Source organism: Streptomyces sp. NPDC005925, assembly GCF_040638805.1.
Lineage (GTDB): Bacteria > Actinomycetota > Actinomycetes > Streptomycetales > Streptomycetaceae > Streptomyces.
The window spans coordinates 45,620-67,627 of the sequence record NZ_JBEXVL010000026.1 but is presented as its reverse complement, the minus strand read 5'-3'; the positions used below and the strand labels follow the sequence as shown (position 1 = coordinate 67,627).

At 71.4% G+C, this 22,008-nt stretch carries 21 protein-coding genes and 1 pseudogene; 11 read left to right on the top strand and 11 right to left on the bottom strand.

Features of this window, described 5'->3' with window-relative positions; all coding sequences use genetic code 11:
* Positions 1-65: 65 nt before the first annotated feature.
* Complete coding sequence (locus ABZ354_RS23720) at positions 66-977, bottom strand: HAD-IB family hydrolase (RefSeq protein ID WP_358659835.1); 912 nt, start codon at positions 975-977, stop codon at positions 66-68.
* A 142-nt stretch (positions 978-1,119) separates the two neighbouring features.
* Between ABZ354_RS23720 and ABZ354_RS23715 the strand changes: the two genes are divergently transcribed.
* The 5 genes from ABZ354_RS23715 to ABZ354_RS23695 all read left to right on the top strand — a co-directional run bounded on the left by ABZ354_RS23715 (position 1,120) and on the right by ABZ354_RS23695 (position 6,899).
* Positions 1,120-1,398, top strand: a complete 279-nt coding sequence (locus ABZ354_RS23715; RefSeq protein ID WP_358659833.1) for a glutaredoxin family protein — start codon at positions 1,120-1,122, stop codon at positions 1,396-1,398.
* A 281-nt stretch (positions 1,399-1,679) separates the two neighbouring features.
* Positions 1,680-2,444 (top strand): redox-sensing transcriptional repressor Rex, encoded by a 765-nt coding sequence (locus ABZ354_RS23710; RefSeq protein ID WP_358659831.1) that lies wholly within the window; start codon positions 1,680-1,682, stop codon positions 2,442-2,444.
* Entirely contained in the window at positions 2,441-4,192 is a 1,752-nt protein-coding gene (locus ABZ354_RS23705; RefSeq protein WP_358659829.1) for a glutamyl-tRNA reductase, read from the top strand. The genes ABZ354_RS23710 and ABZ354_RS23705 overlap by 4 nt, the downstream gene beginning before the upstream one ends.
* Positions 4,189-5,148: a hydroxymethylbilane synthase gene (gene hemC, locus ABZ354_RS23700; RefSeq protein ID WP_358659827.1), complete on the top strand. Its 960-nt coding sequence runs from the start codon at positions 4,189-4,191 to the stop codon at positions 5,146-5,148. Before ABZ354_RS23705 ends, hemC begins: the two co-directional genes overlap by 4 nt.
* The gene (locus tag ABZ354_RS23695; RefSeq protein WP_358659825.1) at positions 5,145-6,899 is read left to right on the top strand and encodes a uroporphyrinogen-III synthase; all 1,755 of its coding nucleotides are present in this window, start codon (positions 5,145-5,147) and stop codon (positions 6,897-6,899) included. Before hemC ends, ABZ354_RS23695 begins: the two co-directional genes overlap by 4 nt.
* Positions 6,900-7,001: 102 nt before the next feature.
* On the opposite strand, the gene ABZ354_RS23690 is transcribed toward ABZ354_RS23695, so the two are convergent.
* Entirely contained in the window at positions 7,002-7,538 is a 537-nt protein-coding gene (locus tag ABZ354_RS23690) for an SMI1/KNR4 family protein (protein ID WP_358659823.1), read from the bottom strand.
* A gap of 353 nt (positions 7,539-7,891) precedes the next feature.
* Here ABZ354_RS23690 and ABZ354_RS23685 point away from each other — a divergent pair, with 353 nt between their 5' ends.
* Together ABZ354_RS23685 and ABZ354_RS23680 are read left to right on the top strand one after the other, a co-directional pair.
* On the top strand, positions 7,892-8,494 hold the full coding sequence (locus tag ABZ354_RS23685) for a DUF6232 family protein (protein ID WP_358659821.1): 603 nt from the start codon (positions 7,892-7,894) through the stop codon (positions 8,492-8,494).
* Positions 8,491-8,847 carry a hypothetical protein gene (locus ABZ354_RS23680; RefSeq protein ID WP_358659819.1) on the top strand — a complete coding sequence of 119 codons (357 nt, stop codon included), beginning with the start codon at positions 8,491-8,493 and terminating at the stop codon, positions 8,845-8,847. The genes ABZ354_RS23685 and ABZ354_RS23680 overlap by 4 nt, the downstream gene beginning before the upstream one ends.
* 20 nt (positions 8,848-8,867) lie before the next feature.
* On the opposite strand, the gene ABZ354_RS23675 is transcribed toward ABZ354_RS23680, so the two are convergent.
* Entirely contained in the window at positions 8,868-9,257 is a 390-nt protein-coding gene (locus tag ABZ354_RS23675; protein ID WP_358659817.1) for a peptidase inhibitor family I36 protein, read from the bottom strand.
* Positions 9,258-9,514: 257 nt separating this feature from the next.
* Between ABZ354_RS23675 and hemB the strand changes: the two genes are divergently transcribed.
* A complete protein-coding gene (gene hemB, locus ABZ354_RS23670; RefSeq protein ID WP_358659815.1) occupies positions 9,515-10,516 on the top strand; it encodes a porphobilinogen synthase in 1,002 nt (333 codons plus the stop codon).
* A gap of 46 nt (positions 10,517-10,562) precedes the next feature.
* Here the strand turns inward: hemB and ABZ354_RS23665 are convergent, their stop codons facing one another.
* On the bottom strand, positions 10,563-11,396 hold the full coding sequence (locus ABZ354_RS23665; protein ID WP_358659813.1) for a peptidoglycan-binding protein: 834 nt from the start codon (positions 11,394-11,396) through the stop codon (positions 10,563-10,565).
* A gap of 194 nt (positions 11,397-11,590) precedes the next feature.
* On the opposite strand from ABZ354_RS23665, the pseudogene ABZ354_RS23660 reads away from it, so the two are divergent.
* Positions 11,591-11,754, top strand: a pseudogene (locus ABZ354_RS23660) (polysaccharide deacetylase family protein); the annotation flags it as partial.
* A gap of 52 nt (positions 11,755-11,806) precedes the next feature.
* On the opposite strand, the gene argS reads toward ABZ354_RS23660, so the two are convergent.
* Positions 11,807-13,570, bottom strand: coding sequence for an arginine--tRNA ligase (gene argS / locus ABZ354_RS23655; RefSeq protein WP_358659811.1), 1,764 nt, complete (start codon positions 13,568-13,570; stop codon positions 11,807-11,809).
* 147 nt (positions 13,571-13,717) lie between these two features.
* On the opposite strand from argS, the gene lysS reads away from it, so the two are divergent.
* Positions 13,718-15,475, top strand: a complete 1,758-nt coding sequence (gene lysS / locus ABZ354_RS23650) for a lysine--tRNA ligase (RefSeq protein WP_358659809.1) — start codon at positions 13,718-13,720, stop codon at positions 15,473-15,475.
* 70 nt (positions 15,476-15,545) lie between these two features.
* Here lysS and ABZ354_RS23645 read toward each other — a convergent pair whose 3' ends face one another.
* From ABZ354_RS23645 to ABZ354_RS23635, 3 genes are all read right to left on the bottom strand, one after another.
* Entirely contained in the window at positions 15,546-16,886 is a 1,341-nt protein-coding gene (locus tag ABZ354_RS23645) for a DUF2637 domain-containing protein (protein WP_358659807.1), read from the bottom strand.
* Between the two features lie 291 nt (positions 16,887-17,177).
* A complete protein-coding gene (locus tag ABZ354_RS23640) occupies positions 17,178-18,068 on the bottom strand; it encodes a DUF3558 family protein (protein ID WP_358659805.1) in 891 nt (296 codons plus the stop codon).
* Positions 18,069-18,187: 119 nt separating this feature from the next.
* Entirely contained in the window at positions 18,188-19,015 is an 828-nt protein-coding gene (locus tag ABZ354_RS23635; protein ID WP_358659803.1) for a DUF3558 domain-containing protein, read from the bottom strand.
* A 247-nt stretch (positions 19,016-19,262) separates the two neighbouring features.
* Here ABZ354_RS23635 and ABZ354_RS23630 point away from each other — a divergent pair, with 247 nt between their 5' ends.
* The gene (locus tag ABZ354_RS23630; RefSeq protein ID WP_358659801.1) at positions 19,263-20,456 is read left to right on the top strand and encodes an RtcB family protein; all 1,194 of its coding nucleotides are present in this window, start codon (positions 19,263-19,265) and stop codon (positions 20,454-20,456) included.
* A gap of 49 nt (positions 20,457-20,505) precedes the next feature.
* On the opposite strand, the gene ABZ354_RS23625 is transcribed toward ABZ354_RS23630, so the two are convergent.
* Genes ABZ354_RS23625 through ABZ354_RS23615 form a run of 3 tightly spaced genes read right to left on the bottom strand, consistent with a single transcriptional unit; the run spans position 20,506 to position 21,862 of the window.
* A complete protein-coding gene (locus ABZ354_RS23625; protein ID WP_358659799.1) occupies positions 20,506-20,688 on the bottom strand; it encodes a hypothetical protein in 183 nt (60 codons plus the stop codon).
* On the bottom strand, positions 20,688-21,464 hold the full coding sequence (locus ABZ354_RS23620) for an SDR family NAD(P)-dependent oxidoreductase (RefSeq protein WP_358659797.1): 777 nt from the start codon (positions 21,462-21,464) through the stop codon (positions 20,688-20,690). The genes ABZ354_RS23625 and ABZ354_RS23620 overlap by 1 nt, the downstream gene beginning before the upstream one ends.
* Before the next feature lie 56 nt (positions 21,465-21,520).
* Entirely contained in the window at positions 21,521-21,862 is a 342-nt protein-coding gene (locus ABZ354_RS23615; protein ID WP_358659863.1) for a YnfA family protein, read from the bottom strand.
* Positions 21,863-22,008 lie beyond the last annotated feature (146 nt).

Genomic DNA, 22,008 nt, shown 5'->3' with positions numbered 1-22,008 from the left:
TGAATCGTGATGCGGTCGGTGCGTGTCCGGGCGTTGCGGCCCGCCACTGCCCCGGTCGCGCTCCGCTAGCGCCGACGGCGGTGCAGGGCGATCGCCGCCGCCGTGCCGCCCGCCACCGCGCCGACACCGGCCGCCGCCGGGATGCCGACCTTGGCCGCCTTGCGGCCCGTGCGGTAGTCGCGCAGCCGCCAGTCCAGCCGGCGGGCGTGCTTGCGCAGCTTGGAGTCCGGATTGATGGCGTAGGGGTGACCGACCAGCGACAGCATCGGGATGTCGTTGTGCGAGTCGCTGTAGGCCGCGCAGCGCGACAGGTCCAGGCCCTCCGCCGCGGCGAGCGCGCGCACCGCCTCCGCCTTCGCCGGGCCGTGCAGGGGTTCACCGACGAGCCGGCCCGTGTAGACGCCGTCCACCGACTCGGCGACCGTGCCGAGCGCGCCGGTCAGGCCGAGGCGGCGGGCGATGACCGTGGCGATCTCCACCGGCGCGGCCGTGACCAGCCACACCCTCTGGCCCGCGTCCAGATGGGCCTGCGCGAGCGCGCGTGTGCCCGGCCAGATCCGCTCGGCCATGTACTCGTCGTAGATCTCCTCGCCGATGGTCTGGAGCTCGGCCACGCGGTGGCCCCGCACGATCGACAGCGCGGAGTCGCGGGCCTCCTGCATGTGCTCGGGGTCCTCGATGCCGGCCAGCCGGAACCACGCCTGCTGCCAGGCGAAGCGGGCCAGGTCGCGGGTCTCGAAGAACTTCCGCTTGTACAGGCCGCGGCCGAAATGGAAGATCGCCGCGCCCTGCATGACGGTGTTGTCCAGGTCGAAGAAGGCGGCGGCCCGGTCGTCGCCGGGGACCGGGAACGGAAGTTCCTCGCCGGAGACGTCCTGCGAGGACTTGCGGGCGGCCTCCGCCGAGGCCTCGCCGGCGAGCACGCTGCGCGCGGTGGCGGAGCGTCTGCGGGGGGTGAGCCATCCGAGAGCGGCCATGACGGTGAGCATAGCCAGTTTGTTCGGTCCTTCCGGAGTCGAGCGGGGTAAAGGGGGTGAACGGTCGGGGAGCGCGGCGGTCCGCACTGTGGTGATGAACGAGCGGGGGGCCGGAGCGTGACGCGGCGGGACAATGGTGTGTATGAGTGCCCTCTTTCGCCGTACGGCCGCCCGGCCGCCGCAGGACCGGCTCGTCACCCTGATCCGCAAGCCCGGCTGTCACCTCTGTGACGACGCGCAGGCGGTCGTCGAGAGGGTGTGTGCCGATCTGGGGGTGCCCTGGGAAGGGAAGGACATCTCCCGGGACCCCGCACTGCACGACCAGTACTGGGAGCAGATCCCTGTCGTGCTGGTGGACGGAGCGCAGCACACCTTCTGGCGGGTGGATGAGGAGAGGCTGCGCAGGGAGCTGACCAAGTAGTCCAAGTTGTTGAGAAAGTGGCTTAGGATCGATGGTGTCTTGGTCTCGGGGGCGAGGATCGTAGAGGAGAGTGTGCGGTTTTGCCCCCGAAAAGTGAGGAACGATGGCGCCTGTGTGCCGGTTCCCGCTCCGTGCGACGGGGTCGCGTGAGTCCGGTCACGTTGGCCGGGCAAATCGGACAGCATCTTTGTGCACGCGTTCACAAAGACATAGCCTGCATTCGACGGGGCGGTCCGGGGACGTGTGACCGCCTGCAGCCCCGCTCTACCCGCAGGAGCACCGTGGCAACTGGCCGAACTCACCGACCGGCGACCCGTAGCCGAGGGATTCCCGAGGCCACCGTCGCCCGGCTCCCGCTGTATCTCCGCGCCCTGACCGGGCTCTCGGAGCGCTCGGTACCCACGGTCTCCTCCGAGGAGCTCGCGGCCGCCGCCGGGGTCAATTCGGCGAAGCTGCGCAAGGACTTCTCGTACCTCGGCTCGTACGGGACGCGGGGTGTCGGCTACGACGTCGAGTATCTCGTCTACCAGATCTCGCGCGAACTGGGCCTCACCCAGGACTGGCCGGTCGTCATCGTCGGTATCGGTAACCTCGGCGCCGCGCTCGCCAACTACGGCGGCTTCGCCTCCCGCGGTTTCCGGGTGGCGGCCCTGATAGACGCCGACCCCGCGATGGCCGGGAAGCCCGTGGCCGGGATGCCCGTCCAGCACACCGACGAGCTGGAACGCATCATCGATGAGAACGACGTGTCCATCGGGGTCATCGCGACGCCCGCCGGTGCCGCCCAGCAGGTCTGCGACCGGCTCGTGGCCGCCGGGGTCACCTCGATCCTGAACTTCGCGCCGACCGTGCTGACCGTCCCCGACGGGGTCGACGTGCGCAAGGTCGACCTCTCCATCGAGCTGCAGATCCTCGCCTTCCACGAGCAGCGCAAGGCAGGCGAGGAGGCCGCCGCGCGGGCCGCCGCCGTACCGGCCGCCGCCACCCGCGACGAGTCCGCCGACCAGGGGCCCGACGGGGACGTACCCGCCGTGATGCCGGCATGAGTCTCCTCGTCGTCGGGCTGAGCCACCGCAGCGCACCGGTCAGTGTCCTGGAGCGGGCCTCGCTGAGCGCGGACGCCCAGGTCAAGCTGGTGCAGGACACGGTCGCCGCCGAACCGGCCACCGAGGCAGCCCTGCTGGCCACCTGCAACCGCATCGAGCTGTACGCCGACGTGGACAAGTTCCACGCCGGTGTCGCCGAGCTGTCCACCCTCCTGGCCCAGCACAGCGGCGTCGGGCTGGACGAGCTCACCCCCTATCTCTACGTGCACTACGAGGACCGGGCCGTCCACCACCTGTTCTCGGTGGCCTGCGGACTGGACTCGATGGTCGTCGGCGAGGGGCAGATCCTCGGCCAGATCAAGGACTCCCTGGCCAGGGCGCAGGACCTGCACACCGCGGGGCGGCTGCTGAACGACCTGTTCCAGCAGGCCCTCAGGGTCGGCAAGCGGGCCCACTCCGAAACCGGCATCGACCGGGCCGGGCAGTCACTGGTGACCTTCGGCCTGGAGCAACTCGCCGCGGGTGCGCCCGTCGGGCGGTGGGCGCACGGCAAGAAGGCCGTCGTGATCGGCGCCGGGTCCATGTCGTCGCTGGCCGCCGCGACGCTGGCGCGTGCCGGGGTCGCCGAGATCGTCGTCGCGAACCGCACCCAGGACCGTGCCGAGCGGCTCGCCCGGATTCTCACCGAGGGCGACGACACGGACGTCCACGCGCGTGCCGTACCGATGGCGCACGTCGCCGGTGAACTGACACGTGCCGATCTGGCCGTCTCCTGCACCGGGGCGACCGGTCTCGTCCTGACGGCCGAGCAGGTCGCCGCCGCCGTCGAGGGCCGCACCGGCCGGGCCGCCGCCGACCTCGCCGACGAGCTCGCCGCCGCCCCCGGGAGCGCCGCCGAGGACATACGGAAGCCGGCCGACGCGCAGACACCGCTGCCTCCCGCGGGGGTCGGCGCCGAGGACGGCTCCCCCCTCGACCTGTCCGCCGTACAGCCCGGCTTCTCCGTCATGGGGGAGGCCGCCGTGGCCGGCATGGACGCCGCCACCCTGGAACAGCACGCCACGTGGGCCGCCGGCGGCGCCGTAGACCGCCGCGAGCAGAACCGCGAGGCCGACGCCGAACTGATCGGCGCGCTCGCCGCGACCGCCGCCACCGTCGGCCGCGTCCCGGAGCACCGCCGGCCCGAGCCGGTCGCCGTGGCCGCGCGGCCCGCGCCCGTCCTCTTCCTCCTCGACCTGGCGATGCCGCGCGACATCGACGCCGCCGCGCACCGGCTGCCCGGCGTGCGGCTGGTCGACATCGAGTCACTCGCGGACGCCTCCGCGGACGCCCCGATGGCGGCCGACGTCGACCAGGTCCGGCGTATCGTTTCCGACGAGGTGGCCGCCTTCGGAGCGGCGCTGCGGGCCGCGCACATCACGCCGACCGTCGTGGCGCTGCGCACCATGGCCGCCGACGTCGTCGCCGGCGAGATGGCGCGCCTGGAGGGGCGGCTGCCCGCCCTCGACGCCAAGCACCGCGCCGAGATCACGCAGACCGTCAAGCGCGTCGTGGACAAGCTGCTGCACGCGCCGACCGTGCGGGTCAAGCAGCTCGCGGCGGAGCCGGGCGGCGCGGGCTACGCGGACGCGCTGCGCACCCTGTTCGACCTCGACCCGGAGACGGTGGCCGCCGTCTCCCGCGCCGAGGACGGTACCGAGACGAACGACCAGTACGACCAGAGCGCCAAGAACCGAGGGCCAGTATGAGTGACAAGGCACTACGGCTCGGGACCAGGCGGAGCAAGCTCGCCATGGCCCAGTCCGGGCAGGTCGCGGACGCCGTGAGCCAGGTGACCGGACGCCCCGTCGAGCTCGTCGAGATCACCACGTACGGAGACACGTCCCGCGAGCACCTCGCGCAGATCGGCGGCACGGGCGTCTTCGTGACCGCCCTGCGCGACGCGCTGGCCGGGGGCGAGGTCGACTTCGCGGTGCACTCCCTGAAGGACCTGCCGACTACCCAGCCCGAGGAGCTCGCCCTGGCCGCCGTGCCGGTGCGCGAGGACCCGCGCGACGTGGTCGTGGCCCGGGACGCGCTGAAGTTCGCCGACCTGCCGCGCGGGGCGCGCATCGGCACCGGCTCGCCGCGCCGCATGGCGCAGCTGAACGCGTACGCCCGGACGCACGGGCTGGACATCGAGACGGTCCCGATCCGGGGCAACGTCGACACGCGCATCGGGTTCGTACGGGACGGGGAGCTCGACGCGGTCGTCCTGGCCGCCGCCGGGCTGAACCGGATCGGCCGGATCGACGAGGTGACCGACTTCCTGTCGGTCGACACGGTCTTGCCCGCCCCCGGCCAGGGGGCCCTGGCGATCGAGTGTGCCGCGGACAACGCGGACCTCATCGCCGCGCTCGCCGAGCTCGACGACCCGTTCACGCGGGTCGCCGTGACGGCCGAGCGGTCACTGCTCGCCGCCCTGGAGGCCGGCTGCAGCGCCCCTGTGGGCGCGTTGGCCGACCTGCTGGCCGACGGGCAGATTGTCAAGGAAATGCGCCTGCGTGGTGTGGTCGGCACGACCGACGGCGCCACGATGGTGCAGCTGTCCACCACCGGTCCCGTGCCCCGAGCGCACGACCAGGCGGCGGCATTCGGTCGCGACCTCGCCACCGAGATGCTCGCCCAGGGCGCGGCCGGTCTGATGGGGGAGCGAGCACATTGAGCCCCACCACCCTTCCCGCCGGTCCGGAACACGGGTACGTCACCTTCCTCGGTGCCGGACCCGGAGATCCGGGACTGCTGACCCTGAGAGCCGTCGAGGCGCTGGCGAACGCGGACGTACTCGTCGCCGAGCACGAGGTGCTCGACGTGGTGCGCCGGCACGCCAGGCACGGCGTGGCCGAGGTGCACACGGACGCGGACGTCCCGATGGACGATTCCGGCTCTGTCGGCTCTTCTGCTTCTTCCACCGCTTCCGCGAAGGCGAGTCCGGTGACGGGCACGCCTCAGCTGACGGTCATTGACGGCTCGTCAACAACCGTTGGTGGCCCCGCGTCGCGGGATGCCGCACATCTTGTCATGGAGGCTGTGCGGGGCGGCAGGCGGGTCGTGCGTGCGGTGTCCGGTGACCCCGGGCTCGACGCGTACGCCGCCGGAGAGATGCTGGCGTGTGCCGCCGCCGGGGTCCCCTTCGAGGTGGTCCCCGGTATCGCCGCGGCCGTGGGCGTGCCGGCGTACGCGGGTGTGCCGCTGCGGGACGCGCAGGGCGCCGACGTCCGGTTCGTGGACGCCCGTACGGCGTCGGACCGGTGCTGGACCGAGGTCGGCGCCTCCGACGGCACGGTGGTCGTCTCCACGACGCTCGACTCGGTGGCCGCCGCGGCCGGTGAGCTGGTCACGGCGGGCCGCAAGCCGGACACGCCGCTGACGGTCACGGTCGGCGGTACGACGACCCGGCAGCGGACCTGGGCGGCGACCCTCGGCACGATCGCGCAGACCCTGAAGCAGGCCAAGGTGCTGCCGTCCCCGGACGGCGGCCGGTCGGTGATAGCCGTGGTCGGTGAGCGTTTCGCCGCGGCCCAGCGCGAGCAGCTCTCGTGGTTCGAGTCCAAGCCGCTGTTCGGCTGGAAGGTTCTCGTGCCGCGCACGAAGGAGCAGGCGGCGTCGCTCTCCGACCAGCTGCGCTCGTACGGGGCCGTGCCGCACGAGGTGCCGACGATCGCCGTCGAGCCGCCGCGCACGCCACAGCAGATGGAGCGGGCGGTCAAGGGTCTGGTGACGGGCCGCTACGAGTGGATCGCGTTCACGTCGGTCAACGCGGTCAAGGCGGTCCGGGAGAAGTTCGAGGAGTACGGCCTGGACGCGCGCGCCTTCGCGGGCATCAAGGTCGCGGCGGTCGGCGAGCAGACGGCGAAGGCACTGGTCGCCTTCGGTGTGAAGCCGGACCTGGTGCCGAGCGGCGAGCAGTCGGCCGCCGGTCTCCTGGAGGACTGGCCGCCGTACGACCCGGTCTTCGACCCGATCGACCGCGTCTTCCTGCCGCGTGCCGACATCGCCACGGAGACCCTGGTCGCCGGGCTGATCGAGCTCGGCTGGGAGGTGGACGACGTCACGGCCTACCGCACGGTGCGCGCGTCGCCGCCGCCCGCGGAGACCCGCGAGGCGATCAAGGGCGGTGGCTTCGACGCGGTGCTGTTCACGTCGTCCTCCACGGTCCGCAACCTGGTCGGCATCGCGGGCAAGCCGCACAACGTGACGGTGATCGCCTGCATCGGCCCGGCGACGGCCAAGACGGCCGAGGAGCACGGGCTGCGGGTCGACGTGATGGCTCCCGAGCCGTCGGTGCACAAGCTGGCGGAGGCACTGGCCGACTTCGGTCGCCGGCGGCGGGCCGCGGCGCTGGAGGCGGGCGATCCGGTGACGCGGCCGAGCGAGCGGAGGCCGGGGGCGCGGAGGCGTCGGTCCACGACGTAGTGCCGCCGCGGCCCTGGGCCGTGGGCGTGGGTGATGGCGGGGCGTGCCGGGTGGCGTGCCCCGCCGCCGCGTTCTGCGCGTGCGTGGCCGGGGGCCGGGGGCTCAGCGGCACAGGGCTTCGATGTCCTCGGCGAACGTCGGGAACTCGGCGCGGGCCTCGGCGATGACGGCGCGGGCCGGGCGGCGGGGGGTGGTGGCGTGGCGTTCGGCGAGTGCGGTGAGCGCCGCGTGGGGGCGTGACCTGTCGTCCTCGAACACCACGGCCTCGAACGGGCCGCAACCGTCGGCCAGGACCCACAGGAAATCGGACAAGTTCCCGGCCACTACGCCGTTCTCGCCCTCCGAGCCCATGAAGACGACGGGCTGATCGGCGAGGGGGCGGCCCGGGCGGCCGAACCAGACGGCGGCGAGACCGCCCGTTCCGTCCTGTCCGAACAGCCGGTAGGCCTCCCCGTCGAGTTCGTGGTTTCGCGTCCAGTGGCGCAGCCAGTCGGTGGTCTCCTCGGCCGTGACGAAGGCGTCGTAGGGCTCGAAGTCGATTCCGTCGCCGTCGTCGTACGGGAACTCCGTGCGGGCCACGTCGGCGAGGGCGGGAGGGAAGGCGCGGTCGTCACGGTCGTGACTGGTCTTCTGGATCACGTGGGCACCGTAACCGCCGACACTGACAGTGGGTTCGGCGAGGCGCCTTCGCCACGGCGGTGGGGAGGGCCGACGCCGGGTCGCGCGCCCTGGCCGGGAGACGTGGCGCGCGTGGTGCTCCCGTTCATACGGGAGTGATCAGTGGTCCACGGTGTCGATGGCCGAATCATGGTGCGGTGTTTCCGAGGGTCCGCGTACTGTTTTCCCTTCACTGAAGTCCATCAGCCGTATGCGGGGGGACAGCGACGATGCAACAGCCCGACGAGCCCGGGGCGTTACCGCCCGTCCCGCCTCTACCCGCGCCGGACAGCGACAGACCCTGGCAGAACCGGGTCCCGCCCCCTCCGCCGCCGATGCCCCCGCAGGGTGCGGGCAGCGTCGCCATGCGGGTCACGAAGCGGTTGCTGTGGGTGGGCGGCGCGGCGTATCCGCTGAGCAACGTCACCCGCGTGTACACGTTCGTCCTCACCCCGCGGCGTGGCGCGGCCACCGCGCTGTTCTTCACGCGGCTCGCGATCACCCTGTCGGTGGCCTTCGCCCTGACGATTCTCGGTGGCGTGGCCGCATTCGCGGGCGCGGTCGCGGGTGATGGGGAGGACGCGACCGGATTCGCGAATGATGGGGCGGACACGGCCGGGACGATCCTCACCGTCGTGTGGATCGGTGCCCTCGTGGGGATCGTCTACGCCCTCGTCAAATGGGTGGAGGTTCTCTCGGCGCCCTCGCACTTCGCCCTCGCCGTCGAGACGTCCGGTGCCTCCACGGCGCTCGTGACCAGCAATGACACCGGGCATCTCCAGCAGCTCGCGGGTCAGGTGGTGCACGCCATCGAGAACCCCGACGTCGAGTTCCTGGTGCACGTGGAGACCCTGGCGATCAATCCCGAGCACTACCACTTCGGCGACAACGTCAACATGTACGGCGGCAGCGGCAACGTGGGGATGTCCAAAGGATGAGCGGCGACAACGTCAACATGTATGGGGACAACGTCAACATGTACGGCGGCACGGGGAACACCGGCATGGTGAAGAACGTGGGAGCGTCCCCCGCCCCGGCCATGGACCCCGAACTGCGGGCAGCCCTCGGTGAACTCGTGCACCTGGTACGGGAACTGCGTGAGCAGGTGACGCCCGCGACCGCGCAGACCATCGACGAGACCTTGCCGGTTCTCGCCTCCGCCGACACCGCGCCGCCGCAGGAACGCCACCGTGCCCTGCTGGCGGTGGCCGGGATCGCCGCGACGGCGGGGGCGCTGGGGGTGCCGGTCCTCGACGCGGTGAACCGGATCCTGCAGCTGCTGGGCGGGTAGCAACGAGCGCGGCGACGTGATCAGCAGGCTCCTACCCACAGGGAGCTGATGTTGTCGTTGCGGTTGTACAGCGAGGTGTTGCCCTGCCAGTTGCCCACCGGCCACGTGGCGCCGTCGCGGTTGATGTTCAACCACGTGCAGAAGGTCTTGCCGGTCCGGTTCCACACGGAGGAGATCTGGTCGTTCAGGTTGAAGTCCCGGAGGTCGTCGGAGCCCAGCTGGAAGCGCGCCATCCGGCCCCATCCACCGGCGTCCTCCCAGGCGCAGAACCAGCCGACCGGGCAGTCCTGGTACGCGGTGATCGACGTCGGAGCGGGCTGGGCGGCCTGGGCGTCCGGCGCGGTGAGCACCACGGACATGGCCAGGCCTGCCGCGGCAGTGAAGGTGACGAGTGGGCGACGCAGCGACATCACAGAGTCCTTTGATCGGGAACGGGAACACGGATCGCGCACCGCCCACTAGAGCAGTTCCCTACGGGGCTGCGGCACGCCAAAACAGGCCGTATTGCGGGCATGTCGCACATATGCCTATGAGATTGAAGATGATGCTTATACCTGAGGGGCGGCAGGCCCACCTGACGCCTGCCGTGGTCCGGCGGCGAGGGCCCGCCGGCCGTTCCGACGGAGAGTCGGCAAGACGGGTGTTCGAGCGGGCGTAGCGTAGGGGTATGTCGAAGTACGGATCCTTTCCGGGTACGCGGCCCCGGCGGCTGCGGAACCTGCCCGCTCTGCGCCGGATGGTCGCCGAGACCCGGCTGCACCCGGCCGACCTCATCCTGCCCGCGTTCGTGCGGGAGGGCGTCTCGGAGCCGGTGCCGATCTCGGCCATGCCGGGGGTCGTGCAGCACACCCGGGACACGCTGAAGAAGGCCGCCGCCGAGGCCGTCGCCGCCGGGGTTTCCGGGATCATGCTGTACGGCGTGCCGGTGGAGGAGAAGAAGGACGCCCTGGGCACCGCCGGTACCGATCCGGACGGGATTCTGCAGGTCGCCCTGCGGGACGTGCGTGGCGAGGTCGGTGACGATCTCATCGTCATGTCCGACCTGTGCCTCGACGAGTACACCGACCACGGCCACTGCGGTGTCCTCGACGACCAGGGACGTGTGGACAACGACGCCACCCTGGAGCGGTACGCCGAGATGGCCCAGGTGCAGGCCGACGCGGGATCCCACGTCCTCGGCCCGAGCGGCATGATGGACGGGCAGATCGGCTTCGTACGGGATGCGCTCGATCAGATCGGGCGGGAGGACGTGGCGCTCCTCGCCTACACCGTCAAGTACTCCTCCGCGTTCTACGGGCCCTTCCGGGAGGCCGTCGGGTCCTCCCTGACCGGTGACCGCATGACCTATCAGCAGGACCCGGCCAACGTGCGGGAGTCCCTGCGGGAGCTGGCCCTCGACCTGGAGGAGGGCGCCGACATGGTCATGGTGAAGCCGGCCGGCCCCTATCTCGACGTGCTCGCCCGGGTCGCGGACGCCGTCGACGTACCCGTGGCCGCGTACCAGATCTCCGGCGAGTACGCGATGGTCGAGGCCGCCGCCGAGAAGGGCTGGGTGGACCGCGACCGGGCCATCATGGAGACCCTCACAGGCATCAAACGGGCCGGCGCGCAGAACATCCTCACCTACTGGGCCACCGAGGTCGCCCAGAGGCTGCGACAGGCCCAGTAGACCCGGCGGCTCCGGTGGACCTCCCCGCTGGAGCCCGGCGACGCGGTCAGCGGGCGGGTTCCGCCGTCACTTCCGCGCAGCACCCCCGCAGCGCCTCCCAGCTGAGCGGACCGATGACACCGTCCGCCTCCAGCCCCTCCCGGGTCTGGAAACGTTTGACCGCGCGCTGGGTCATCGGGCCGAAGATCCCGTCGATGTCTCCGGGCGAGAAGCCCGCCCGGCTCAGCAGGCACTGCACCTCGATCACCTCCGGGCCCGTCTGGCCGTACACCACGGTGGACTCCCGGGTGCGGCTGTGGCCCGCGTACCAACGGCCGTCGGACTGCTTCGGCCGGCAGGTGTAGAGGGACGGCAGTACGGGCGACCGGCCGGGAGCGGACGCGGCCCCCGACCCCGCCGCCGTGACCGTACGCTCCCGGGTGTCCTCCGCGGACGCGCGGGCCTTGGCCAGCTGTACGGCCAGTACGAGCGCCGCGGAGACCGACACCGCCAGGGCCGCCGCCCCCACCGCGACCACCATCTGCGGGACACGCGTGTACGACTGCCGATCGGCGGGCCCGACCTCCAGCGTCTCCGACATGCTGTCCCAGGCGTCGGACGTGTCTCTGGAGCCCTCCGCCCAGCGCTCGGCCGCCATCTCGTGCAGCACCAGCAGCCGGTCCGCGTCGTCACCGCAGGCTTCGGCGATCGCCTCGACGGCCCCACGGGGGGGCAGTGACCCGCCGTTCAAGTAACGCTGCCACGATCTACCGCTGTACCCCGTCGCCGCGGCCAGCTGCCTCGTGCTCAGCTCGCTGCGGTCCTTCAACCTGCGTAGCCGCACGATCAACTGCCGTACGTGCGGATGCAGTTCCGCGGGCAGCTCATTCCAACGCGACACGTTCCCCCCACTACGTTCGGGATTTCCCCGTGTCGGCGCCATTGTGCACCACCTGTCAGGTCGAACACACGGGGTTGGTGCTGATCGTCTGGGCGGGACGTCCCGCCCAGACGGCTCGGCGCACCACGTTCCAGCAGGTCAGCGTGCGGGGTTTCGGCAAAAACGCCACTTCACCGACAGCGGTGCCGGTCGACCACCCGCCCATGACCCGGCTGAGCCGGGCCCAGAGGGACTCCGAGATCTCCCGGACCCCACAAGCCCTTGCCGACGCGGGCGACGGCAACCCCGGCTGTTCCGGCCGCCCTGCGGGGAGACCGACTCGACGCTGAGGGCCGTCGAGGCCACGTACGGGCTCACCGCGCGCCGCTCCCGGTCCGTCCGCCGTGAGCCGGTCGGCCGTACGCCGTGTGTCAGAGGCGTTCCGGCGTGCGGATGCCCAGCAGGGCCATGCCCCGGTGCAGGGTGCGGGCCGTGACGTCGCAGAGGAACAGGCGGTTCTCCACCTGCTCCGGGGACTCGGCCTTCAGGACCGGGCACTTGTCGTAGAACGTCGTGTACAGCGACGCCAGCTGGTAGAGGTAGGCGGTCAGCTTGTGCGGGGCGTACTCCCTGGCCGCCTCCGTGACCGCCTCCCCGAACGCGTCCGCGTGCAGGCCCAACGCGCGCTCCGCGTCGGACAGGTCCAGCTCCGGGTGCGCGGCCGGGCGGACCTCGCCCGCCTTGCGCAGGATCGACTGGATACGGGCGTACGCGTACTGGAGATACACGCTCGTGTCGCCGTTCAGCGAGACCATCTGGTCCAGGTCGAACTTGTAGTCCCGGTTCGCCGACGTCGACAGGTCCGCGTACTTCACCGCGCCGATGCCCACCTGCGTGCCGCGCTCGGCGATCTCCTCCTCCGAGAGGTCCTGCGCCTTCTCTCGGACCACCGTCGACGCGCGGTCGATCGCCTCGTCCAGGAGGTCGACCAGCCGGACCGTCTCGCCCGCACGCGTCTTGAACGGCTTGCCGTCCTTGCCGAGGACCGTGCCGAAGGCCAGCTGGACCGCCGTCACGTCCTCGTTCAGCCAGCCGGCCCTGCGGGCCGTCTCGAAGACCATCTTGAAGTGGAGCGACTGCCGGGCGTCCACCACGTAGAGGAGGGTGTCCGCCTTCAGGTTGAAGACGCGGTCGCGGATCGCGGACAGGTCGGTCGCCGCGTAGCCGTAGCCGCCGTCGGACTTCTGCACGATCAGCGGGACCGGCTTGCCGTCCGGGCCTTTGACGTCGTCGAAGAAGACGCAGAGGGCGCCCTCCGAGCGGACGGCCACACCGGACTCCTCCAGCAGGCGGCAGGTCTCCGCGAGCATGTCGTTGTAGCCCGACTCGCCGACGATGTCCGGGTCCCGGACCTCCATGTCCAGCTTCTCGAAGACGGAGAAGAAGTAGATCTTCGACTCGTCCACGAACTTCTGCCAGACGGCGAGCGTGTGCGGGTCACCGGCCTGGAGGTCGACCACCCGGCGGCGGGCCCGCGTCTTGAACTCCTCGTCGGAGTCGAAGTGCTTCCGCGCGGCCTTGTAGAGGCGGTCGAGGTTCGACATCGCCTCCTCGCCGCTCACCTCGCCGGCCTCGTGGTCCAGCTCGTGCGGGTGCTCGTCCAGATACTGGATGAGCATGCCGAACTGGGTGCCCCAGTCGCCGATGTGGTGCCGCCTGACCACCGTCTCCCCGGTGAACCCCAGCAGCTGGACGACCGAGTCGCCGATCACCGCCGAGCGCAGGTGGCCGACGTGCATCTCCTTCGCCACGTTCGGCTGCGCGTAGTCGATCACCGTCGTGCCCGGCCGGTCGGCGAACGGGACGCCGAGGCGGCCCGTGTCGTCCGCGTACCGCGCGGCCAGGTTCTCCGTGATCGCCCGGTCGGCGATCGTGACGTTCAGGAAGCCGGGGCCGGAGACCTCGATGTCCCTGATCGCGCCGCCCGACTCGAGGCGGGACACGACCTGGGCCGCCAGCTCGCGCGGGTTGGCCTTGGCCTTCTTGGCGAGCGCCAGGATGCCGTTGGCCTGGAAGTCGGCCCGGTCGCTTCGTCGCAGCAGCGGGTCCGCGGAACCGGCCTCCGGCAGGGCGGCGGCGATGGCGGACGCGAGGTGCTGCTGGACGGAGTCGCTGAGGGACGTGACCGAGGCCATAGGAAGGGGTGCCGTTCTCCTCGTGGGGATCGTGGGACACGCCCAGTATCCCATGGGGGGTAAAGCCGTTTTCGCGGTCACGCAACGGTCTGTGACAATGGGCCGTCACCCGTGACAATCCGGTGTCACCCGTTCAGAAAGAAGGACGTGCCGATCGTGGCTCAGAGCACCGAGACCACCGACTGGGTCTCCCGTTTCGCGGATGAGGTCATCGAGGAGTCGGAGCGTCGGGCCCCGGGCAAACCGGTCGTCGTCGCGTCCGGGCTCTCGCCGTCCGGCCCCATCCACCTGGGGAACCTGCGCGAGGTCATGACACCGCACCTCGTCGCCGACGAGATCCGCCGCCGCGGCCACCGGGTCCGGCACGTGATCTCCTGGGACGACTACGACCGGTACCGCAAGGTCCCGGCCGGGGTCGACGGCGTCGACGAGTCGTGGGCCGAGCACATCGGCAAGCCGCTGACCTCGGTGCCCGCGCCGAAGGGCTCCCCGCACGCCAACTGGGCCGAGCACTTCAAGGCCGCCATGATCGAGTCGCTGGCCGCGCTCGGCGTCGAGTTCGACGGCATCAGCCAGACCGCCCAGTACACCTCGGGCGTCTACCGCGAGCAGATCCTGCACGCCATGCGGCACCGCGGCGACATCGATGCCGTCCTCGACCAGTACCGGACGAAGAAGGCTCCCAAGGGGGCCGACGCTTCCGGGAGGAAGCAGCAGAAGCCTGTGGACGAGGCCGAGCTGGAGGCCGCCCAGGGCTCCGGCGCCGCGTCCGAGGACGACGGCAGCTCCGGCGCCGCCGGTTACTTCCCGTACAAGCCGTACTGCGGCAACTGCGAGAAGGACCTCACCACCGTCACCTCCTACGACGACGACTCCACCGAGCTGACCTACGCCTGCACGGCGTGCGGCTTCTCCGAGACGGTCCGGCTCGGCGAGTTCAACCGCGGCAAGCTGGTCTGGAAGGTCGACTGGCCCATGCGCTGGGCGTACGAGGGCGTGATCTTCGAGCCGAGCGGAGTCGACCATTCCTCGCCGGGGTCGTCGTTCCAGGTCGGCGGCCAGGTCGTCGGCATCTTCGGCGGCAAGCAGCCCATCGGTCCCATGTACGCGTTCGTCGGCATCAGCGGCATGGCCAAGATGTCGTCGTCGCGCGGTGGTGTGCCCACACCGGCCGACGCCCTGAAGATCATGGAGCCGCAGCTGCTGCGCTGGCTGTACGCCCGACGCCGCCCCAACCAGTCCTTCAAGATCGCCTTCGACCAGGAGATCCAGCGGCTCTACGACGAGTGGGACCGCCTCGACGCCAAGGTCGCCGACGGCTCCGCCCTGCCCGCCGACGCCGCGGCCCACGCGCGCGCCGTCGGCACCGCCGCCGGTGACCTGCCCAGGACACCGAGGCCGCTGCCGTACCGCACGCTCGCGTCCGTCGCCGACATCACCGCCGGGCACGAGGACCAGGCGCTGCGCATCCTCGGCGAACTCGACCCCGAGCAGCCGATCCGCTCGTTGGACGAGGTGCGCCCGCGCTTCGACAGGGCCGAGGCGTGGATCAACACGCACGTCCCGGCCGACCAGCGCACCATCGTCCGCGCCGAGCCCGACCACGCGTTGCTGAGCTCCCTGGACGAGTCCTCCCGGCAGTCCCTGCGGCTGCTGCTCGACGGGCTCGCCGGCCAATGGTCGCTGGACGGGCTGACCCACCTCGTGTACGGCGTACCGAAGGTCCGGGCCGGCTTCCCCGCCGACGCCACGCCCAAGGAACTGCCGCCGGAGATCAAGACCGCCCAGCGGACCTTCTTCGCGCTGCTGTACCACCTGCTGGTCGGCCGCGACACGGGTCCGCGCCTGCCCACGCTGCTGCTGGCGGTGGGGCAGGACAGGGTGCGGGCCCTGCTCGGCGCGTAACACGGCACAGGGGAGAGCCCCGGTCGGATTCCCGTCCGACCGGGGCTCTCCCCTGTGCGTGAGGCGTCCCTCAGGCGATGTGGTTCTCCTCCAGCTCGGCCGAGTGGCGCAGCTGGAAGCGCTCGTTCATCGCCTTCAGCTCCGCCGGCCGCAGCGTCCGGCCGTACGTCGCCTGGATGTTGTCGCCCAGAACGCGCGGCGTCGGATAGCTGCCGTCTATGGACTGACGGAAGACCTGGTAGTAGTCCTCTTCACCCGGCTCCGTGCCGCCGCCCTCGCCGAGGTCGCGGGTACCGCCCGGGCGGCCGGTCGGTACCGGGAACGTGCCGGTGTCCTCCGGGGACGGCTCCTGGACCGGCGGCTCCTCGTAGCGCCGCTCCTCCATCTGGAAGCGCTCGTACCGCTGCTGCTCCTCGTACCAGTGCGCGTACTGCTCCGCCGGGTCGTACGTCGGGTCGTACGTGCCCTGGTACTCGACCTCACGCGGGACGAACCACGGGCTGCGGTCCTCCCCGGGCGCCCCGTCCGCCCCGGGCGCGTCGTCCGTCCCGGGCGCCGCCTGCTCCTCGTTTTCCGCGTCGACCTGCGCCGGGGACGGCTGCTGGGACTCCAGCTCCGGGCGGCGGTCCGCCGGGAGCGCGGCGGGGTGCTGCTGCGGCGGCTGGTGCGTCCGGGACGGGGGCTGGACCTGAGGCTGGGGCTGCGGCGGGATGAGGGCCGGTTCTATGCCCGCCGCCGCCAGGCCCGCGGGGGCGGTGTCCGCCAGGGGCACCCCGTAGCGGGCGAGGCGCAGCGGCATCAGGGACTCCACCGGGGCCTTGCGGCGCCAGGCACGGCCGAAACGGGAACGCAGGCGGGCCTGGTAGACCAGCCGCTCCTGCTCCAGCTTGATGACCTGCTCGTACGAGCGCAGCTCCCACAGCTTCATCCGCCGCCACAGCAGGAACGTCGGGAGCGGGGAGAGGACCCAGCGGGTGAGGCGGACGCCCTCCATGTGCTTGTCCGCGGTGATGTCCGCGATCCGGCCGATCGCGTGCCGCGCCGCCTCCACCGACACCACGAACAGCACCGGGATCACCGCGTGCATGCCCACGCCCAGCGGGTCCGGCCAGGCCGCCGCGCCGTTGAACGCGATCGTCGCCGCCGTCAGCAGCCACGCCGTCTGCCGCAGCAGCGGGAAGGGGATGCGGATCCAGGTGAGGAGGAGGTCCAGGGCGAGCAGGACGCAGATGCCCGCGTCGATGCCGATCGGGAAGACGTAACTGAAGTGCCCGAAGCCCTTCTTCAGGGCGAGCTCGCGGACGGCCGAGTACGACCCCGCGAAGCCGATGCCGGCGATGATCACGGCACCGAAGACGACCACGCCGATGAGAATGCGGTGCGTCCGAGTCAGCTGCAGTGGCGCGGCCACCTGTACTCCCCTCCCTCGCGTGCGGTGTGCGCGCAACAGAGTGGCACATGCGTGCGGGCGGCGCGTTGCCGGGGACGGGCGGAGTCCGCTTCACGCGGGGGCCGGACTCCCGCAACGCGCCCTGCCGGGCGGCGGGTTGTGGCCCGGTGGGGCCTTTGCGGACCTCGAAGGGGTGGCGGGGGCCGGAGGCATCGAGGGGCTGCTTGACGGATCTCGAAGGGCTGCTTGACGGGCCTCGCAAGGTCATGGAAAGGGCCTCGGAGTGGTCCGTCGGCCCTTTCGCGTCGTCCGTCAGCCCTTCTTGGAGGGCGACTTGGAGGAACGGCCCGCGGTCGCCGACTTCGAGGCCGACGGGCTCTTGGCGGACGGGCTCTTCGAGGACTTCGAGCCCTTGCCGCTCGCGTCCTTGCCGCCGCCCGCCGGGTCGTTCGCCGACTCCACCGCGGCGACCGCCTCCTTGGCGGCCTTCTGCGCGGCCTTCACCAGCGTGCCGGCGTCCGGTGTCTTCTCGCCCGCGAGACCCGCGCCGTTGTAGTCGACCGTCACGACGACGTTCTCCACACGGGCCACGACCGTCTGCTGCTTGAAGGTGCCCTCCTTCTTCTTCAGGCCGTAGCGCACGGTCGTCGCCTCGTCGCCGATCCCCGACGCCGGCTCGGACGTGTGGTCCCTGGCGCCCTCGACGGACTGCGCGTCCCGCACCTGCTTCGCGTAGTACTTCTTCGCCAGGTCGTCGCCCGCGCCGCGCGTGACGTTGGACTCGAAGCGCAGCAGCGACACGTTCAGCCAGCGGAACTGCGAGCCCTTCACGCCGTTGTTGTCCAGGCTGCTCCAGGAGCAGGAGCCGCGCACGGTCACATCGTCGGACGTGCCCTCCTTGCCGGACTTGGCCTTCGGGACGAGGTCCTCCAGCGTGTCCTTCTTCAGGGCGTGGCACGGCTCGGGGAGCTTCTGGAACGCCGCCGGCCGCACGGTCGGGGACGGGCTCGCCGACGCCGAGGCCGCCGCGGAGGCCTTGTCCCCGTCGCCGTAGCCCGAGTCGGAGCCGGAGCCGGAGGAGCAGGCCGTGGCGACCAGCAGGACGGGGAGGCCCGCCGCGCCGACAAGGACGCGGGTGAGGCCCTTCGCTCGCCGGCCGGACTGGTCTCGCTGTGCTCGTCGCTGCATGGTTCCTTCACTCATGACGCTGGTGATTCCTGCGGGTCGGAACGGGTCCGAGAGGTCACGGTACGCGGTGAAGCCGGTCCGGCGTCCTTGTTCTGGAGCTTTCCGGAGCCGCGTGAAGGGGCCGTGAAGGGGGGTCAGCCGGACAGCGAGTCGTCCAGTCGCGCGGCCAGTTTCCGCGCCCTGTCCTGCATTTCCTTGCTGTCCGGGACCACGCCGACGGTCGCCGGCTGCTCCGCGTACTCGATCGTCACGATCACGTTCGACGTGCGGAACGCCACAGTCACCGTGCGCTCCTCGGCCGTCGAACCGGAGCTGCTGAGCACGTCGTCGAGGAACGCCTCGTCGCCGAGGTCGTCGAGGACGCGGGGCCGCAGATCGGCGAGGGGGACGGAGGGGGAGGCGGACGGGGAGCCGGAACCGGAGGGGGACTTCCCGCCGCTCGCGGGGGCCTTGGTGCCGGACCCGGACGGGGACTTCGTCGCGGGTCGCGTGGCCGGTCCGGTGGCCGTCGGGGCCGGGAGGTCCGCCGCCTCCCGCCGCGTCGCGAAGATGGTCTCGGCCTGACTGTCGTCGCTCACGGCGCTGTCGTACGACACCACTCGCTCGAAGTCGACGAGGACATGGTCGGTGGCGTCCGTCGACTCCACCTTCCAACGGCAGCCCACCTTGCGGTCGGTGTCGTACGTGAGCGTCGCCTCGCCTTCGTACGCGCGCTCGCGCCGCTCCCCGTCGGCGAGCTGCCGGATGCCGGGCAGCAGGGAGTTGAGGGTGTCGCGGCCCACAGCGCCGCAGGGCTCGGGGAGCGTGCGGTACCTGCCGGGCTCGGCCGTGGCCGAGGCGGTGCCGGGGTCGCCCGGGTTCGAACCGTGCGAGGTGGCGCCGTCCCCCGAGCCGCCGGTGCATGCGGCGAGCAGGGCCGCGAGGAGGGCGGCGACGCCGGGTACGTACGCCTTCCGTTGCACGGTCGGCTCCTCTCCACGGTTCCTACGGCGGTTCTTGCGGTGTCGGCGCAGGGGCCCCGGTGGTGCCGGTCGCCCGGTGCCCGCAGTGTCCCCGCTGGTTATTCGCTTGCCGCGCGAGGGCGGGCGCTGCAGACAATGTGTATCGCACGCACTGCCGTGACCGCCGGTCCGTTGTCCCATTCGTCGACCCTGGCGCCGGTTTTGCGCTTCTTGACTTCTGTTGCTGTTTCGGGGGAATGAGGACGACATGTCGTACGTGGAAATGCCGGGCGCGAAGGTGCCGATCCGGATGTGGGCGGACCCCGCGTCCATCGAGGAAGCGGCACTGCAGCAACTGCGGAACGTGGCGACGCTGCCGTGGATCAAGGGCCTCGCCGTGATGCCGGACGTGCATTACGGGAAGGGCGCGACCGTCGGGTCGGTCATCGCGATGCAGGGTGCGGTGTGCCCGGCGGCGGTGGGCGTCGACATCGGCTGCGGCATGTCCGCGGTCAAGACGTCCCTGACGGCGAACGACCTGCCCGGTGACCTGTCCCGCCTGCGGTCGCGGATCGAGCAGGTCATCCCGGTCGGGCGGGGGATGCACGACAGTCCCGTCGACCCGGGTCGGCTGCACGGCCTGGCCACGTCCGGGTGGGACGACTTCTGGGGGCGCTTCGACGGGGTCGCGGAGGCGGTGAAGTTCCGCGGGGAGCGGGCCGGGAAGCAGATGGGAACGCTGGGCGGGGGCAACCACTTCGTCGAGGTCTGCGTGGATACCTCCGGTGCGGTGTGGCTCATGCTGCACTCCGGTTCCCGCAACATCGGCAAGGAACTCGCCGAGCACCACATCGGCGTCGCGCAGAAGCTCCCGCACAACCAGGGCCTGGTCGACCGTGACCTCGCCGTCTTCGTCGCGGACACCCCGCAGATGGCGGCGTACCGCAACGACCTGTTCTGGGCGCAGGAGTACGCCAAGTACAACCGCACGATCATGATGGCGCTCCTGAAGGACGTCATCCGCAAGGAGTTCAAGAAGGCGAAGCCCGCCTTCGACACGGAGATCTCCTGCCACCACAACTACGTGGCGGAGGAACGCTACGACGGCATGGATCTGCTGGTGACCCGCAAGGGAGCGATCCGCGCGGGTTCCGGCGAGTACGGGATCATCCCGGGCTCGATGGGCACGGGGTCGTACGTCGTGAAGGGCCTCGGAAACCCGATGGCCTTCCACTCGGCGTCGCACGGCGCCGGGCGGCGGATGAGCCGCAACGCGGCGAAGCGCCGGTTCACGACGCAGGACCTGGAAGAGCAGACACGGGGCGTGGAGTGCCGCAAGGACTCCGGTGTCGTGGACGAGATCCCGGGCGCCTACAAGCCGATCGAGCAGGTCATCGACCAGCAGCGGGACCTGGTGCAGGTCGTGGCGAAGCTCAAGCAGGTCGTGTGCGTGAAGGGCTGAGGGACCGGGGGGCTGAGGGGCGGGGCGGCTGCTTTCCCGTGGCCGACGGCTACTTCGCGTGGGTCACCGCGTAGATCATGACGAAGGCCACGAGGTGGATGCCGAAGAGGAAGTAGCCGAGGTACCACCACAGGTAGCGCTCGTTCCTCCCCTCCTCCTCCAGGCGGCGCCGGTCCCGGGCCGACTCCGCCCCAGTCCCGTGCGACGCCGCCCGCGGCGTGTGGTCCGGCATCACGACTGCCGGTGGACCTTGGTGTTCGACGCCTGGGCCCGCGGGCGGACCACGAGGAGGTCGATGTTGACGTGGCTCGGCCGGGTCACCGCCCAGGCGATCGTGTCGGCGACGTCGTCCGCGGTGAGGGGCTCGGCGACGCCCTCGTACACCTTGGCCGCCCGGTCCGCGTCGCCGCCGAAGCGGGTCAGGGCGAACCCCTCCGTCCTCACCATGCCGGGCGCGACCTCGATGACGCGGACCGGGCGGCCGACGATCTCCAGGCGCAGCGTCTCGGCCAGGACGTGCGCGCCGTGCTTGGCGGCGACGTAGCCCGCGCCGCCCTCGTACGTGCCGTGACCGGCCGTGGAGGAGACGACCACGACCGTGCCGTCGCCGCTCGCCTCCAGCTTGGGCAGCAGCGCCTGGGTGAGGTTCAGGGTGCCGATGACGTTCGTCTCGTACATCTGCCGCCAGTCGGCAGGGTCGCCGGCCTCGACCGGGTCGGCGCCCAGTGCGCCGCCCGCGTTGTTGACCAGCACGCCGATCGTCCTGAACGCCGTCGCGAACTCGTCGACGGCGGCACGGTCCGTGACGTCCAGGGGGTACGCCGTCGCCTGGTGGCCCGCCGCGTTGATCTCCTCGGCGAGCGCCTCGACGCGGTCCTTGCGGCGGGCGGTCACGACGACGCGGTAGCCGGCCGCGGCGAGCTGCCGGGCCGTGGCGGCGCCGATGCCGCCGCTCGCGCCCGTGACGACGGCGATGCGGGAGGCGGCGGACGGTGCGGCGGTGGCCATGGCTGCTCCTGATTCGTACGACCGGGGTCGCCGCCCAGGGTAAGTCAGCCGGTCGTTCAGGCGCCCTGGCGCGGCGCCCACATGATCAGCGCCATGCCCGCGAGGCAGACCAGCACGCCCGCGGCGTCCCAGCGGTCGGGCCGGTAGCCGTCCGCGACCACGCCCCACAGGACCGACCCGGCGACGAAGATCCCGCCGTACGCGGCGAGGACGCGGCCGAAGTGGGCGTCGGGCTGGAACGTGGCGACGAAGCCGTACGCGCCGAGCGCGAGGACACCGCCCGCCGCCCACAGCCAGCCGCGCTGCTCGCGCACGCCCTGCCAGACCAGCCAGGCCCCGCCGATCTCCAGGAGCGCGGCGAGAACGAACAGCGCGGCGGAGCGGAGGACCGTCGGCATCAGCATGGGGGCAGCTTCGCACGGGTGGCGCGTCGCGTTCAGCCGGGCACGGGGGGTCGGCGGGGGAGGGAGGCGCGCGACGTTGAGCCGGGTACGGCGGGTCCGCGGGGTGAGTGGGCGCGCGTCTCGCGTTTGAGCCGGGTACG